The sequence below is a fragment of the Stenotrophomonas sp. NRRL B-14846 genome, from assembly GCF_050473585.1.
Taxonomy (GTDB): Bacteria; Pseudomonadota; Gammaproteobacteria; order Xanthomonadales; family Xanthomonadaceae; genus Stenotrophomonas.
The window spans coordinates 395,507-410,650 of record NZ_JBFLUN010000022.1; the positions used below are offsets into that span (position 1 = coordinate 395,507).

Sequence of the window (15,144 nt, forward strand, 5' to 3'; positions counted from 1 at the left end):
CCCGCCATCCCGGGGTAAGGCGACGTACGGCGTGTTGCGTGATACGTACTGCTCGAACCCGTTACTGCAGCCGATCCAGCGCACTGCGGACCCAGGTCGCGGCGCCTTCAAGGCTCTGGAACTCTTCCACCGCGCGCACTTCGCAGCACGGATAGGCCGGCGCGACCATGCGCGCCAAGGCGTTGCCCGGGCCCAGCTGCAGGAACACCCGCGCGCCACGCTCGAAGGCCTGGCGCATCACCTGCGCCCATTCGATGGTCTGTGCCAGCTGCGCCGACAGCGTGTGCACCACTGCAGCGCGATCCCGCACTGGGCGGGCATCGACGCCGGCCAGCAGGGGCAGCCGCGGCGCCTGCACCTGCGCAGCGTCCAGTGCGGCGGCAAACGGTGCCACTGCGCTGGCCAGCAGCGGCGTGTGCGCGGGCACATGGACCGGCAAGGGACGGGTTTCCGCGCCGCATGCCTGCGCGTCTAGCGCCAACGCGTGCAGCGACGGCCGTGCGCCGCCTACGATGAAGTGGTCGTGGCCATTGGCGATCGCGATGAAGGCACCATGCGCATCGCACAAGCGCTGCGCGGCAGTGCGGTCCAGTCCCAGGACTGCCTGGAGCCCGGCATCTTCCGGGGTTGCGGCATCCATCAGGCGCGCGCGCTGCGCGGACAGGGCCAGGCAGGTGGTGGCATCGAAGCTGCCGGCGATGGCATGTGCGGCGAGCTCGCCGATGCTGTAGCCCGCGATCAGCGCCGGTGTTGGCAAGACGTCGCGCAGGCCCTGCCAATGCGCCAGGCTGGCCGCGCACAGCAAGGGCTGCGCCTGCACATTGTCGAAACGGTCGCCGGCCGCCGCGGCGGCGAATACATCGCGGCCCAGTAGTTCGCCCGTGGCATCGAGCAGCGGCCGCGCGCTGGCAAGGTCGCGCACGCGATCGAACATCGCCGCATGTTGCGCGCCTTGTCCGGGGCAGAGCAGGCCAAGGCTCATGCGCCCTCCTGTTGCAACAGGAACAGGCTGCAGGCAAGCAGGTCGGCGCTGCCGCCGGGGCTCAGGTGACGCGCAACGAAGGCATCGGCGATGTGCTGCAGGCGTGGCTGCCAATCGTGTGCGAAGGCACCACCTTCGGCCAGGAAGCGGTGGGCCTGCTGCTGTGCCCAGCGCAGGCCTTCCGCACCGCCGCGATGCAGCAGGTTGAGGTCGTCGGTGTGTGCGACCAGCTGCATCAGCGTGTGGCACATCGCGGCTTCGCGTGGCAGGCCACTGGCCAGCGCGTGGCGCAGGCTGGGCAGCGCCACCTGGCGCAACAGCGGGTAACCGGCGGCGGCCTGTTCGCGCACGCCTGGCACCTTGTGCAGGGCGCGCGCACGTTGGCCGGGGCTGCCTGCATCCAGCGGCGCGTGCGCGAAATCCGCAGCCCAACGACGTACCTCCAGGCAGACCTGCTCACCGGTGGCGGCATGGCCCAGGCGGGAGCGGCAGTCCGCGGCGGCCGCCACCAGCAGGCCGAGGCTGAAGACCGCGCCACGATGGGTGTTGATGCCGGCGGTCGCGCGCAGCATCGCCGCTTCGGCGGCGATGCCACACCGGCGCAGCGCATCGAAGTCCGCCCCGGCTGCACCGAGGTGGGCCACGGCGGTGAAATAGTGGCGCAGCGCGAACAGGCTGCGCAGGAACGTGCCCGCATCCATGTCGTGATGGCTGCCGCGGTCGAACGGCGTGACCAGTCCCGGTTTGGGTGCCAGGGCCAGCTCCGCATGCAGGCTGGCAACGGCGAGGCGCCCCAGGCGCGCGCAGTCCACGGCCGCTGCCGGCCGGACAATCGGTTGCGCGACGGCGTTCATGCGCTCACCCCGGCGGGGGCGAACACGGACTCGCGCAGTTCCAGTGCGGCGCCTTCCGGGCGCTTGACCAGTACCTCGCGGCTGCGTCCCGCGTACTCCCGCCAGTTCACGGCGGCGCCGTCGGCCAGGCACAGCTCGCCATCGACCCGGCGACCGTATCCGGCTTCCCATGCCTGCAGCTTTGCAGCCAGGACATCGGCCTGCGCGGTGGTGTCGATCCGCCACAGCAGATCGATGTCCGAGCGCGCGTGCACATAGTGCAGTCCAGTGAGGTACTGCCAGGCAAACGCTCCGAATACGCGTGCCTCTGCGATGTCCTGCAGTGCCTGCAGGGGGCGCTGCCAGTCCTGCACAAGGTCGCCTTCCAGCACCGTCTGAAGTGTCGGTGGCGGCGCGGTGCGCATCACATCGTGTGCCGGCACGCGCAGGGCCAGGCGCAGTTTGCCCTCGGCGGGGGGCAGCGGTACGCCGAGGCGCAGGCGGGGATCGGCATCGTCGGCGGCGCGCCGGGCGACGATGGCCGGCAGACCCTGCGCAAACCAGTCGGCCAGGCGCGGCTCATGCGCAGAGATGTCCGCCTGCCAGCCGGCGTGCGCTGACAGCCAGACCAGCGTATGGCGGGGCAGCCGCTCAGGCATCGCCCTGGCTCACGGTTGCAGCCACGCGTGCGGCCAGCATGCGACCGCCACGTTCGGCGCCGCGCACGGCGCGGCGATCGCCATCGGCGGGCGTACGCAGCGCCTGCAGCAGGGATGCGGCCAGGTCGCCGTTCCAGATCGAATCCACCGCGCCCATCGCCACGTAGTTCTCCACGCCGGGTGCGAACACCGGCGAGGTCTGGCTCAGCGCCTGCAGTTTCTCCAGCGGCTGCTTGGTCACCCGGGCCATCGCGCGCAGGTCCATCACCCGCACCTGGGCATCGGGCAGGGCGTGGATGTGGTCGGCCATCAAGCCGAACGAGAGGAAGCCGCCGCTGACCGACTCGCCATAGACCAGCGTCACCAGCCGCGCACCGCGCCGGCGTGCCAGATCCAGCGTCTGCGCCAGGTGCGCGAAGTAACCGTTGATGCCGAGCAGTTCGTCACGGCGTGCCAGGCGTTGGCCGGCGGTGTCGACCAGCATCACGATCGGACGCTGTGGATGCGCGGCGGTGCTGGACAGCACGGTTTCGGCCAGTGCCAGTGCGTGGTCCACGCCCACCTCGAGCTTGTCGGCAGTGCCGATCACGGTCACCTCGCCGTCGTCGGTGGTGGCGGTTCCGGTCAGTACCGAGTCCTCCACGGCAACGGCGTGGCCACGCGGGAACAGGGCATCGAGCAGCGCGTGCAGCGGAAGGCTCATGGCAGGCTCCGATCGGCAGTGGCGGCGAGGAAATCGCCGGTGTCCAGCAGCGGCAGGCGCTCGGGTTCGGTGATGCCCTGCAGCGACCAGATCTCAAGACCATCGCGGCACCCGCCCCACGCCTGCACGCGCGCCTTCAGTGCGGCATGGCGAGCCTGCAGGGCATTCAATGCAGCCTCGGCATCGGTGCTGGCGGTGTCCGGTTGCAGCGCATCGAATGCCGCCTGCGCAAAGGCCTCGATGGCATCGGGCACGAGCACCTGTGCCTGGTCGATCAGATAGCGGTGCTTGCCTCCCGTTACCCGCCAGACCAGCGCGCGATCGCGGGAATCGAACTCTTCCACGCCGCGTACGGTTTCGATCACCTCCGGCCCGGACAGCGACAGCCGGCCTTCCTCGGACATGATCACCGTGCTGCAGCAGCGGGCCACGATGCCCATGCCACCGAATGCGCCGTTGCCGCTGCCGATCAGCGCCAGCACGGGGACGCCCGCAGCCCGCGCATCCAGGGTGGCGCGCATGATCTCGGAAATGGCGATCAGCCCCGCATTGGCCTCGTGCAGGCGTACGCCGCCGGTATCGAGCAGCAGCAACACGCCGTCGGGCCGGGTCGCCGCTGCACGGCGCAGCAGGCCGGTCAACTTCGCACCGTGCACTTCGCCCACGCCACCGCCCATGAATTCACCCTGCTGCGCGGCCAGCAGCACGCGCTTGCCGCGCAGCGTGGCTTCACCGACGACGATGCCGTCGTCGAATGCCGCAGGAAGGTCGAGCTGGGCCAGGTGCGGACTCATCATGCGTTGCGCCGGGCCGAGGAACTCGCGGAACGAACCGGCGTCGACCAGGCCGGCGATACGCTCGCGGGCGTCGGCTTCGTAGTAGCTGTGGCGCGGCGTCCGGTTCATCGTGCATCTCCAGCGAGCAGCGTTTCCACCGCCTGGTCCAGGCGCAGGCTGACCACCGCCGGCGTGGCGCCGGCATCGTTGATCGAGATGCGTACATCGCGCAGCGGATGGCGCTGTGCGAAATCGCCGATCACCGCTTCCCAGACGCGGCCAAAGCCCTGCGCGGCGGTGATGATGCGCACCGTCATCGCGCCATCCAATGCCGCCGGTTCCAGCAGGATTTCCAGGTTGCCCGAGGCCAGTACGCCGACCAGTACCGCATCGCGCGGGAACTGCACCGGGGTCCGTCCTTCGAATCGATAGTCGAGGGTTTCCATGCTCAGCCCCTTACCAGTTGCGGAAGCGCTTGGGCGGGTCGTACAGGCCGCCGGACCAGCGCACCAGATCCTTCACCGAACGTGCCGCCAGCAGGTCACGGCTGGCATCGCGCACGGATATGCCCAGGTCATCCGGGCGGCGGATGACGCCGCGGTCGCGCAGGTTCTCCACCATCGCGCGGTCGCGTCCCAGGCCCACGGCGGTATAGCCGGACACGCCGCGGATCGCCTGTTCGCGTTCTTCCGGGCTACGGCACAGCAGCAGGTTGGCGATGCCTTCCTCGGTCAGCACATGGCTGACGTCATCGCCGTAGATCATCACCGGCGGCAGCGGCATGTCCGCGCGTTCGGCCAGTTCCCAGGCGTCCAGGCGTTCGACGAAGGCCGGTGCCATGTGCTCGCGGAAGGTTTCCACCATCTGCACCACCAGCTTGCGGCCACGCGGTATCTCACCGGGGCGCGCGGCCTGCTGGCCGGCCTTGATCCAGGCGTCGCTGGCGTGGCGGCGGCCGCGTGCATCCGAGCCCATGTTCGGTGCGCCGCCGAAGCCGGCGATGCGGTCGCGGGTGGCAGTGGAACTGTTGCCCTGCAGGTCGATCTGCAGGGTGGAGCCGATGAACATGTCACATGCATACAGGCCGGCGGTCTGCGAGAACGCGCGGTTGGAGCGCATCGAGCCATCGGCACCGGTGAAGAACACATCGCTGCGCGCGGCGATGTACTTCTCCATGCCCAGTTCGGAACCGAACGAATGCACCGACTTGACGAAGCCCGATTCGATCGCCGGAATCAGTGCCGGGTGTGGATTGAGCGCCCAGTGCTGGCAGATCTTTCCCTTCAGCCCGAGCGATTCGGCGTAGGTTGGCAGCAGCAGTTCGATGGCGGCCGTGTCGAAGCCGATGCCATGATTGAGGCGGTTCACGCCGTACTCGGCGTAGATGCCCTTGATCGCCATCATCGCCATCAGCACCTGGATCTCGGAGATCTGCGCCGGGTCGCGGGTGAACAGCGGTTCGATGTGGTTCGGCTTCGGCGCCTGCACCACGAAGTTGATCCAGTCCGCAGGAATATCGACGCGGGGGAGGGTGTCGACGATCTCGTTGACCTGGGCGATGACGATGCCGCCACCAAACGCCGTGGCCTCGACGATCACCGGGGTGTCTTCGGTATTCGGCCCGGTGTACAGGTTGCCGTGCCGATCTGCGGCCTGTGCTGCGACCAGGGCCACGCGCGGGGTCAGGTCGATGAAGTAGCGGCCGAACAGCTCCAGGTAGGTGTGGATGGCACCGATCTGGATGCGGCCCTCGGCCACCAGGTTGGCCAGACGCACCGATTGCGGGCCGGAGAACGAGAAGTCCAGTTTCGAGGCGATGCCGCGCTCGAACACGTCCAGGTGCGAGGGCAGCGACAGTACCGACTGCACCATGTGCAGGTCATGCACCCGCGCCGGGTCGAGGGCGGCCAGGGCCTGGGCGAGGAAATCGGCCTGCTTCTGGTTGTTGCCCTCCAGGCAGACCTTGTCGCCGGGTTCCAGCAGCGCATGCAGCAGTTCGCCGACGTCGCTGGCAGCCACCTCGCGGCCCCGGGCCCATGGCGCGGCCCGCTGCAGGCGGGCCTGGCGGCTGCGTTCCAACGTATCCCAGCTCGGGTTCATCGACCGGCTTCCGATTGGCGTTGAAATAATTACGGCATAATTATGATGGCCGTGCAACCCGCGCTGCAGCAAATGAAAGGGCCCGCGCGGAGGCGGGCCCATTCAGATAGGCCACGACCGTGGGTCGTGGCGGAGGGCGTGCCGACCAACGGTCGGCACCCACCAGGCACCCACCGGGTCGCGGGTCGCTCAGAACTTCCAGCGCAGGCTGGCCGACACGAAGCGCGGCTCGCCGAAGTTGTTGTAGTCCAGGTTGGCCCAGTAGGTCTTGTCCAGCGCGTTGCGCACGCTCAGGGTCGCGGTCCAGTTGTCGCTGATGCGGTAGTTGGCGTTGAACTGCACCAGTGAGTAGGCCGGCTGGTTCACCGTCACCGTGCCTCCCAGCGGGTAGGCGATGTTGTAGCCCTGCACCTTGCTCTGCCACTGCACGCCACCGCCGATGCTCAGGCGCTTGAGTGCGCCGCGCAGCTGCAGCTGGGTGTTGAGCTGCAGCAGGTCCTCGGGCGGATTGGCGTACAGCAGGTCGGTGGCGGCGCGGGTCACCTTGACGTGGGTGTAGCCGGCATTGACCGTCCAGCCCGGCAGGATCTCGCCGTTGACGTCCATCTCCCAGCCGCGCGCCTTGGTGCCGTTGATGCCGATGTAGGCCGAGCTGCCATCACTCAGCGTGCCTTCCGGCACGCTCATGTCGCGCACCGCGTAGTTGTCCTGCTTGGCTTCGAACACCGCCGCATTGGCCGTCAGGCGGCCATTGAACCACTGCGTCTTGACGCCCGCTTCCAGGTTCGAGCCCTGTACCGGCGCCAGCAGGTTCTCGTTGCGGTCCTTGTAGTTCTGCGGATTGAAGATCTCGGTGTAGCTGGCATAGGCCGACACGTTCGGCGTGATCTCGTAGACCAGGCCCACGTACGGGGTGACTTCATCGCTCACCTTGTAGGCACCGCTGGTGCCGGTGTAGACGCCGGCGGCGTTGTACGAGCGGCTGAGCGTTTCCCAGCGGCTCAGGCGTGCACCGGCAATCAGCGACAGCGGATCGGCCAGGCGCAGGCGGGTGGCCAGGTAGACGCCGCTCTGCGTGGTCTTGGCCACGCGGCGTGCACCGGTACGGGTGTAGGTCACCTCGGAGATGTCGCCGTTCCAGTTGAACACGTTGGGGATGTAGTAGCAGCGCTCACGCCCGCAGGTTGCCCAGTCGCCCGGGAAGTTCAGTGCCAGGGTGTTGGTGGTGCCTTCCAGGTCCGACCACTGCGCGCCGACGGTGAGGTCGTGGTCGCGGCCGAACAGCGGGAAGCTGCCGGTCAGGTAGGCATCGACATTGCGGCGGGTGTCCTTCGAATCACCGGCAGCGGCACGCAGGTAGATGCCCGAGCCGGTCACCGGGTCCGGGTTGCCGGTGCCGTACAGGCGCACGTTCTGCACGTTGCCGCGGGTGTAGGCGGTGTTGATCTTCAGCAGCCAGTTGTCGCCGAAACGCTGTTCCAGGTTGGCGAACGCGGTGCTGCTCTCGCGCTTCCAGTAGCTCCACTTCGGCGACAGGTTGGTCGAGCGCGCCAGATGGGCGAAGTTGCCCTGGTTGTCGAAGAACGCCACGGTGCCCCAGGTCGAACCGGTCGGGTTGTTGTCCTGGGTCTGGTAACCGACGGTGACCGTGGTGCTGTCGGTGACATCGCCTTCCAGCACCGCCATGCCGGCCATCTTGTTTTCCTTGTAGCGGTCGTAGTACAGCCCGCGGTCGGTGTAGGCGGCGACCACGCGGCTGCGGAAGCGGCCGTCATCGGTCAGTGGCGCGGTTACATCGGCCTCCATGCGGCGGTAGTCCCAGCTGCCGGCGCTGACCGCGAACGACGCGTCGAATTCCTTGCCCGGGCGCTTGCGCAGCAGGTTGACCGTGGCCGACGGCACGCCGGCGCCGCTGAGCAGGCCGTTGGCACCGCGGATCACTTCGATGCGGTCGTAGAAGGCGGTGTCGTACTCCTGGTTGGTGGAGCCGCTGTAGGTGGGAATGCCATCGACCTGGAAGTCGGTGATGGCAAAGCCACGCGCGTAGTACAGCGGGCGCTGCGTGTCATAGAAGGACACGCTGACGCCGGTGACGTTGCGCATCACATCGTTGATGCTGAACAGTGATTCGTCCTGCAGGCGCTGCAGGCTGATCGCGGTGGCCGACTGCGGGGTTTCCTGCAGGGTGATCGGCAGGCGCGTGGTACTGGCCGGCGGTGCCGACTGCTCGGCACGCACGCTCACCCGGTCCAGGGTCTTGGCGTCGGCCGCGCCATCGGCGGCAGCGAACGCGCTGGGCGTGGCCAGCAGGGCCAGCGACGAAAGCAGGGCGGCCGGCAGCAGCGCGCGGCGGGGCAGGCGGGTACGGAAGGTCAGGGACATGGTGGGCTCGAAACGTGGAGGCGGGGAGGGCGGCAACAGTCGTCCAGCACCCGGGGCGGCGGCTTCGGGCACGGTCAGGTCCATCTGGGGAGAGGCGCGGTCACTGCGCAGGATGCAAATGTAAATAATTCTTAACAACATTACAATTCGCGTCATTGTGCAGGGGCTTCCCGGCGCAGAGCAGTGGCGGGCCGGGGTCGGATCCCGTTGCCGCAGGCAATGGGCTCTGACCCCATCATCGGCGCCCAGGCGCAGGTCAGAGCCTTCCAGTGCGGGTAGGGATCCGACCCACCTCGCAAAAAAACAAACGGCCACCCGAAGGTGGCCGTCCGTCTGCATCGAAAGGAACGCGCGGGCTTACAGCGCCTGCAGTTCCTCGTTGGCATTGCGCTTTTCCTTGGTCGGCGCCGGAACTGCTGCAGGCACTACCGCCGGGGCAGGAGCCGCCGTATTGGCGTCCACCGGCACCTCCAGGTACGGCAGGTGCAGGGTCTGGCTGGTCAGCGTGCGGATCTCGTTCACCAGCGCGGCGCTGTCGTTGAGCTTGCGCCCGTACGACGGCACGATCTCGCGCAGGCGGGTTTCCCAGCCGGCCTTCATCTGGTCCGGGAAGGCCTTGGCCATCAGGTCCAGCATGATCGGCGGCGAGGTCGACGCACCCGGCGACGCGCCGAGCAGGGCGGCGATGGTGTGGTCCTTGTCGGTCACGATCTCGGTACCGAACTGCAGCACCGGGCCCTTCAGCGGATCACGCTTGATGATCTGCACGCGCTGGCCGGCGGTGACCAGCTTCCAGTCGCCCGGCTTGGCATTGGGGAAGTACTTGACCAGTTCGGCTTGGCGGTCGGCATCGTTCAAGCGTGCCTGGCCCATCAGGTACTGCACCAGGTCCAGGTTGTCCTTGCCCACTTCCAGCATCGGGCCGACGTTGTTGTGGGTGACCGAGGAGTACAGGTCCCACCACGAGCCGTGCTTGAGGAACTTGGTGCTGTACAGCGCGAACGGCCCGAACAGGACCACCGGCTTGCCGTCCAGCTTGCGCGCATCCAGGTGCGGCACCGACATCGGCGGCGAGCCGGTCTCGGCCATGCCGTAGGCCTTCACGCCATGGCGCGAGGTCACGTCCTGGCCCTGGAAGGCGAGGAACTGGCCACCGACCGGGAAGCCGGCGTAGTCCTTCGATTCCGGGATGCCCGACATCTGCAGCAGTTTCAGCGCGGCGCCACCGGCACCGATGAACACGAAGCGGGTGTGGGTGGTGGTCTCGGTGCCGGCCTTCAGGTCCTTCACCGTCACGTTCCAGCTCTTGTCGGCGTTCTGCCGCAGCGCGCTCACCTCATGGTTGAGGTGCAGGCTGAAGTTCGGGCTGCGCTGCAGGCCGGTGGTCAGCTGGCGGGTGATCACACCGAAGTTGACGTCGGTACCGAGCGGCATCCAGGTCGCGGCGACCTTCTGCTTCGGGTCACGGCCTTCCATCAGCAGCGGCGCCCACTGCTTGATCTGTGCCGGATCCTCGGAGTACTGCATGCCGTAGAACAGCGGGTTCTTCACCAGGGCCTGCTGGCGCTTGTGCAGGTAGGCGATGTTGTCATCGCCCCAGACGAAGCTCATGTGCGGGGTCGGGTTGATGAAGTCGCTGGGCTGGCTCAGCCGGCCTTCCTTCACCTGGTGCGACCAGAACTGGCGCGAAACCTCGAACGATTCGGCGATGCCGACCGCGCGCTTGGTTTCGATGCTGCCGTCGGGCAGTTCCGGGGTGTAGTTCAGTTCGGCGAACGCCGAATGGCCGGTGCCGGCGTTGTTCCAGCCGTCGGAGCTTTCGCCGGCGACGCCGTCGAGGCGTTCGTAGACCTGGATGTTCCAGTCCGGCTGCAGTTCCTGCAGGTAGGTGGCCAGGGTGATGCTCATGATGCCGGCGCCGACCAGCACAACATCGACGGGCTTGTCGTTGCTGGCGGCGGGCACCGAACGCTGGGTCAGCGGCCAGTACAGGAACAGCGCGGCGGCCAGCAACAGCAGCACGAGCAGGGCGAGCAGGGCCTTGCCAAATTTCTTCATGGGGGCGGGATCGTTGGCGGAGGGGAGGAGTTCAGGATGCGCATGGGGCAGGGAAAGGGCGTGAAGAAACAACGCCTTGCAGCATCCATCCGCGATTCTAACCGGATCCGGTCCGTTTTTGATGCAACGCAGCATCCGACGTTTCGCGGCACCGTCACGCGAAGCGCCGGGACCACGCCCGGCTCAGACCAGCTCGAGGATCTCGTCACCGGCCTCATCGATCTCGCCTGTCGGACGCCAGCCCAGGCGGCGGTAGAAGCCATGCGAGCGCGAACGCGGGTCGGCCGAGCAGGCCAGGAACAGGCGCCGGTGGCCGGCATCGCGGGTCAGGCTGACCACTTCCTGCAGCAGCTGGCGGCCGATGCCGCGGCCCTCGTACTCCGGCAGTAGGGCCAGCACCAGCACCTCGCCGCTGTCGTGGTCGGCGAAGCAGTAGCCGACCATGCGCTCGCCCTCCCAGGCGATGCGGCCGATCGAATCGCCGTGGGCGATGCCGGCCGCCCAGCTGTCCACGGTGATGCCCAGTTCCGCCAGCTGCGCCGCATTGAAGGCATTCTCGCGGGTGCGCCCGCGCAGGTCGATGCAGGCGGCGGCATCGTCGGGGCGGGCGTCGCGCAGGTACACGGGCATGCCGGACATCCTTGTAATGGTCGGCCCGCCAGTATCCGCATCGCGCATGGACCCGGTGTGTAGGCTCGATGGAGATCCGATGGAGCCCCGAAAAAGGGGACGGAGGGGATTAAGCCGTTTAAGGCCAATACGACATCCAAGGCAAATACGACTTAATCCCCTCCGTCCCCTTTTTGCGCCATGGGTCAGCGCTTGCGCCGGATCAGTGCCGAGGAAGCATCCAGCACCGCGCGGGTCAGCAGGGCCATGGTCTGCACGTCGCCCTTCCAGTGCTGCCAGTACAGCGGCACGTCTTCCCACGCGCGCTGGCGTACGTAGACCAGGCGGCCCGCGTCCAGGTGCCGCTTGACCAGCGGCAGGGGATTCATGGTCCAGCCCATGCCGCCCAGGTTGGCCTGCACGAAGGCGCGGGTGGAGGGAATCCACCAGGTCGGTGCGGTGCTCGGCAGGTCGTCGCCGGCCATGCGCCGGGCGAAGCGCGACTGCATTTCGTCCTTGCGGTTGAACACCAGCACCGGTGCCTGCGCCAGCGCCTGTGCGGTCACGCCCTTGGCGAAGTGGCGCTCGCGGAACTCGGGGGTACAGGTCGCCGCGTAACGGATGCTGCCCAGCGCGTGGATCTGGCAGCCCTGCACCGGCTCGTCCAGCGTGGTCACCGCACCCAGCACCGTGCCCTGGCGCAGCAGTTCGACGGTGTGGTCCTGGTCTTCCACGCGCAGGTCCAGCGTGGTGCCTGTGCCCTGCGCGAACTGCGCGGCGGCCTGCGGGAACCAGGTTTCCAGGCTGTCGTGGTTCACCGCCACCGGGATGCTGGCCTGGGGCAGGTCTTCGTCGGCCAGGCCCATCCGGTGCAGCGCATCGTGTTCGAGCAGGGCGGTCTGCTCGGCCAGCTGCACCAGCAGCTGGCCCTCGGCGGTGGCGGTGGCCGGGGTGCCGCGCTTGACCAGCAGGCGCCCGATCCGGTCCTCCAGCGCCTTGACCCGCTGCGAGATGGCCGAGGGCGTGACATTCAGCGAGTGTGCGGCGCGGTCGAAGCTGCCTTCGCGGATCACTGCGGCCAGGGCGCGCAGCTGGGCATGGTCGATACGCATCGAATTAAGTTCCGCTAATGTTGGTTTAGGAAGTTTAGCTCGTCTTTTTCATGTTGCGGCGCGACAATGGCGCTCGTTCCGGTGCTGTCCGCCTTCGCGAGGCACCGTCCCCCCCAGCAATACAAGGCAGTGAATCCCATGTTCTCGGTCATCTCCGCCAGCACCGGCCTCGGTGCCTGGTTCTCTGGTGCAGCCACCGGCATCGGCCTGTTCGCCGTGGTCGGGGCCCAGAGCGCCTTCATTCTGCGCCAGGGCATCCTGCGCAAGCACATCGTGCCGGTGGTCGCCACCTGCGCGGCCATCGATGCCATCTTCATCTTTGCCAGCGTGGCCGGCCTGCGCACGCTCACCTCGGCGCTGCCGTGGCTGACCACCGCCGTGCTGTGGACCGGTGTCGCGTTCCTGGCCTGGTATGCGATGAAGTCGGCACGCCGTGCGATCGCCGGTGGCGGTGGCATGGGCGAGGCTGACAGCGACGACGGCAGCCGCCGCGCGGTGCTGATGGCCGCGGTCGGCTTCTCGCTGATCAATCCGCACTTCTGGCTGGACATGATGGTGATCGGCTCCATCGCCGAGAACTTCGGCAACGCCCGCATGGCCTTCGCCGCTGGCGTGGTCACTGCCAGCTGCCTGTGGCTGACCGCGCAGGGCCTCGGCGCGCGCCTGCTGGCGCCGCTGTTCACCAAGCCCAGCACCTGGCGCGTGCTCGACGGCACCATCGCCGTGATCCTCAGCATCCTGGCCCTCATGTTGGCGGTGCGCGGGGTCCACTGACCCGGCGCACGCCCCCCGAACCCACGTCCTGACTCTCTCTCCAAGGTAGTGGCAACGACGGCACCGGCAACGGTGCCGTCGTCTTTTCCGGCTCTGGCGGGAAACGTACGGCCCTGCCTAGAATCGGCCACCAGGACAAGGTGTCCACAGGAGCAGGGGAAGGATGCACAAGACGATTCTGGCGGCCGCACTGGCCGTCATCGGGGGCGTTGCCGCAGGCAGCGTGGGGGCGGTGGACCTGACGCAGTACCTGCGTCGCGAGACCTTCACCGATATCAAGATTTCGCCGGGGGGCGAGTACGTGGCGGCAACGGTGCCGATGGAGGACACCACCGCGATCGCCGTGCTGCGGTTGAAGGACAAGCAGATGGTCGGCAGCTTCCGGCCACCCAGCCGCAACCACGCGCAGGAGTTCGACTGGGTCAGCAACGAGCGCCTGTTGATCGGCCTGGCCCAGAAGTGGGGCTCGCTCGACCAGCCCAATCCCACCGGCGAACTCTATGCCATCGATGCCAACGGCAATCGCGGCGAACTGCTGGTGGGCTACCGCGTGGAGAGCAACGGCCCGGGAACCCGCATCCAGCCGAAGAAGGTCGAGGCGGTCGCTGCCTTCCTGGCCGACGACCTGCCAGGCGACGAGCGCAACGTGCTGGTCACTGTGTGGCCGCTGGCCGAGGATCCGTTCACCCGCGTCGATCGCATGGATGTGACCAGTGGCCGTCGCTCGCGGGTGGCGTCCTCACCGGTACGACGCGGCGAGTTCACCACCGACGACGCGGGCGAGGTCCGCTTCGTGCACGGCTCGGGCAGCGACAACGTCAACAAGCTGTACTTCCGCGACCGCAGCGGTGACAGCTGGAAGCTGATCAACGACGAGGCGGTCAGCAAGCGCATCGAAACCGCCCTCGGCTTCTCGGCCGATGACAACCTGGCCTATCTCAATGTCGAGCAGACCCAGGGGCCGGATGCGATCGTCAGCTGGAATCCGCAGACCGGCGAACGCGCCACCCTGCTGCGTGACGAGGTGGTCAATCCGTACCGCATCATCCATCGGCCTGGCACCCATGTGCCGGTGGGCGCGCTGTATCTGGGCGATAAGCCGCGTACCCGTTTCTTCGACGAGAAGTCGCCGGAGGCTCGCCTGTATCGCAGTCTGGAGGCCGCCTTTGGCGGAGCGGTCTACATCACCTCCAGCACCCGCGATGGCCGTGTCGTGCTGGTGGAAACCTGGTCAGGCACCAATCCCGGCGATTTCTACGTGTACGACACGGTGGCGCGCAAGGCTGACCACCTGATCAGCCGCAGCGACTGGATCGACGTGGACCGCAGCGCCAGCGTGAAGCCGATTGCACTGAAGGCCCGCGACGGGCTGCCGCTGCATGGCTTCCTGACCCTGCCGGCCGGCAGCGACGGGCGTAACCTGCCGATGGTGGTAATGCCGCATGGTGGCCCGTTCGACATCTTCGATTCCGGCCAGTACGACCGCGAAACGCAGATGCTGGCCGCCGCCGGTTATGCCGTACTGCAGGTCAACTTCCGCGGTTCGGGCAACTACGGCCGGGCCCACACCCAGGCCGGTGCGCAGCAGTGGGGCGCGGCGATGCAGGACGACGTCACCGATGCCACCCGCTGGGCGATCAGCGAAGGCATCGCCGACGGCCGTCGCATCTGCATCTATGGCGCTAGCTACGGAGCCTACTCGGCGATGATGGGGGCCGCCCGCGAGCCCGGGTTGTACCAGTGCGCGGCCGGTTATGTCGGCGTCTACGACCTGCCGATGATGTACACCCGTGGCGACATCCAGGACCGCGGTTCAGGCGTGACCTACCTGCGCGAATGGCTGGGGGATCCGGCCAAGCTGGGCGCGGTGTCGCCGGTGAACCTGGCCGAGCGGATCAAGGTGCCGGTGTTCCTCGCGGCCGGTGGCGAAGACAAGCGCGCGCCGATCCAGCACACCGAGCGCATGGAAGCGGCGCTCAAGCGTGCCGGCACGCCGGTGGAGAGCCTGTACTACAAGACCGAAGGCCACGGTTTCTACACCGAGGCCCATCGCAGCGAGTACTACGACAAGCTGCTGGCGTTCCTGGCGCGCAGCCTGGGGGGCAAGACCGCCACGGCCGCACCTGCGGCCGGCAAGGACAAGGCGCCCTGAACTG

The 15,144-nt window shown here is 67.6% G+C and carries 13 protein-coding genes; 2 read left to right on the top strand and 11 right to left on the bottom strand.

The window, feature by feature from the left end:
- Nucleotides 1-61 precede the first annotated feature (61 nt).
- The 11 genes from mdcH to AB1281_RS04055 all read right to left on the bottom strand — a co-directional run bounded on the left by mdcH (nucleotide 62) and on the right by AB1281_RS04055 (nucleotide 12,214).
- The gene (mdcH, locus tag AB1281_RS04005; protein WP_430345123.1) at nucleotides 62-982 is read right to left on the bottom strand and encodes a malonate decarboxylase subunit epsilon; all 921 of its coding nucleotides are present in this window, start codon (nucleotides 980-982) and stop codon (nucleotides 62-64) included.
- The gene (gene mdcB / locus AB1281_RS04010; RefSeq protein ID WP_430345124.1) at nucleotides 979-1,836 is read right to left on the bottom strand and encodes a triphosphoribosyl-dephospho-CoA synthase MdcB; all 858 of its coding nucleotides are present in this window, start codon (nucleotides 1,834-1,836) and stop codon (nucleotides 979-981) included. The genes mdcH and mdcB overlap by 4 nt, the downstream gene beginning before the upstream one ends.
- The gene (mdcG, locus tag AB1281_RS04015; protein ID WP_430345125.1) at nucleotides 1,833-2,474 is read right to left on the bottom strand and encodes a malonate decarboxylase holo-[acyl-carrier-protein] synthase; all 642 of its coding nucleotides are present in this window, start codon (nucleotides 2,472-2,474) and stop codon (nucleotides 1,833-1,835) included. The genes mdcB and mdcG overlap by 4 nt, the downstream gene beginning before the upstream one ends.
- Nucleotides 2,467-3,177 (bottom strand): biotin-independent malonate decarboxylase subunit gamma, encoded by a 711-nt coding sequence (mdcE, locus tag AB1281_RS04020; protein ID WP_075675071.1) that lies wholly within the window; start codon nucleotides 3,175-3,177, stop codon nucleotides 2,467-2,469. The genes mdcG and mdcE overlap by 8 nt, the downstream gene beginning before the upstream one ends.
- Nucleotides 3,174-4,082, bottom strand: coding sequence for a biotin-independent malonate decarboxylase subunit beta (locus AB1281_RS04025; protein WP_430345126.1), 909 nt, complete (start codon nucleotides 4,080-4,082; stop codon nucleotides 3,174-3,176). The genes mdcE and AB1281_RS04025 overlap by 4 nt, the downstream gene beginning before the upstream one ends.
- Entirely contained in the window at nucleotides 4,079-4,399 is a 321-nt protein-coding gene (gene mdcC / locus AB1281_RS04030; RefSeq protein ID WP_100471609.1) for a malonate decarboxylase acyl carrier protein, read from the bottom strand. The genes AB1281_RS04025 and mdcC overlap by 4 nt, the downstream gene beginning before the upstream one ends.
- A 10-nt stretch (nucleotides 4,400-4,409) precedes the next feature.
- Nucleotides 4,410-6,053 carry a malonate decarboxylase subunit alpha gene (mdcA, locus tag AB1281_RS04035; protein WP_430345127.1) on the bottom strand — a complete coding sequence of 548 codons (1,644 nt, stop codon included), beginning with the start codon at nucleotides 6,051-6,053 and terminating at the stop codon, nucleotides 4,410-4,412.
- 189 nt (nucleotides 6,054-6,242) lie between these two features.
- The gene (locus tag AB1281_RS04040; RefSeq protein ID WP_430345128.1) at nucleotides 6,243-8,435 is read right to left on the bottom strand and encodes a TonB-dependent siderophore receptor; all 2,193 of its coding nucleotides are present in this window, start codon (nucleotides 8,433-8,435) and stop codon (nucleotides 6,243-6,245) included.
- Nucleotides 8,436-8,792: 357 nt separating this feature from the next.
- Nucleotides 8,793-10,493 carry a malate dehydrogenase (quinone) gene (gene mqo / locus AB1281_RS04045; protein WP_430345129.1) on the bottom strand — a complete coding sequence of 567 codons (1,701 nt, stop codon included), beginning with the start codon at nucleotides 10,491-10,493 and terminating at the stop codon, nucleotides 8,793-8,795.
- A gap of 183 nt (nucleotides 10,494-10,676) precedes the next feature.
- Nucleotides 10,677-11,123 (bottom strand): GNAT family N-acetyltransferase, encoded by a 447-nt coding sequence (locus tag AB1281_RS04050; RefSeq protein ID WP_075675066.1) that lies wholly within the window; start codon nucleotides 11,121-11,123, stop codon nucleotides 10,677-10,679.
- Nucleotides 11,124-11,308: 185 nt separating this feature from the next.
- The gene (locus AB1281_RS04055; protein ID WP_014036348.1) at nucleotides 11,309-12,214 is read right to left on the bottom strand and encodes a LysR family transcriptional regulator ArgP; all 906 of its coding nucleotides are present in this window, start codon (nucleotides 12,212-12,214) and stop codon (nucleotides 11,309-11,311) included.
- Between the two features lie 138 nt (nucleotides 12,215-12,352).
- Here AB1281_RS04055 and AB1281_RS04060 point away from each other — a divergent pair, with 138 nt between their 5' ends.
- Complete coding sequence (locus AB1281_RS04060) at nucleotides 12,353-12,988, top strand: LysE/ArgO family amino acid transporter (RefSeq protein ID WP_005415673.1); 636 nt, start codon at nucleotides 12,353-12,355, stop codon at nucleotides 12,986-12,988.
- 163 nt (nucleotides 12,989-13,151) lie between these two features.
- Nucleotides 13,152-15,140, top strand: a complete 1,989-nt coding sequence (locus AB1281_RS04065; RefSeq protein ID WP_430345130.1) for an alpha/beta hydrolase family protein — start codon at nucleotides 13,152-13,154, stop codon at nucleotides 15,138-15,140.
- Nucleotides 15,141-15,144: the final 4 nt, after the last annotated feature.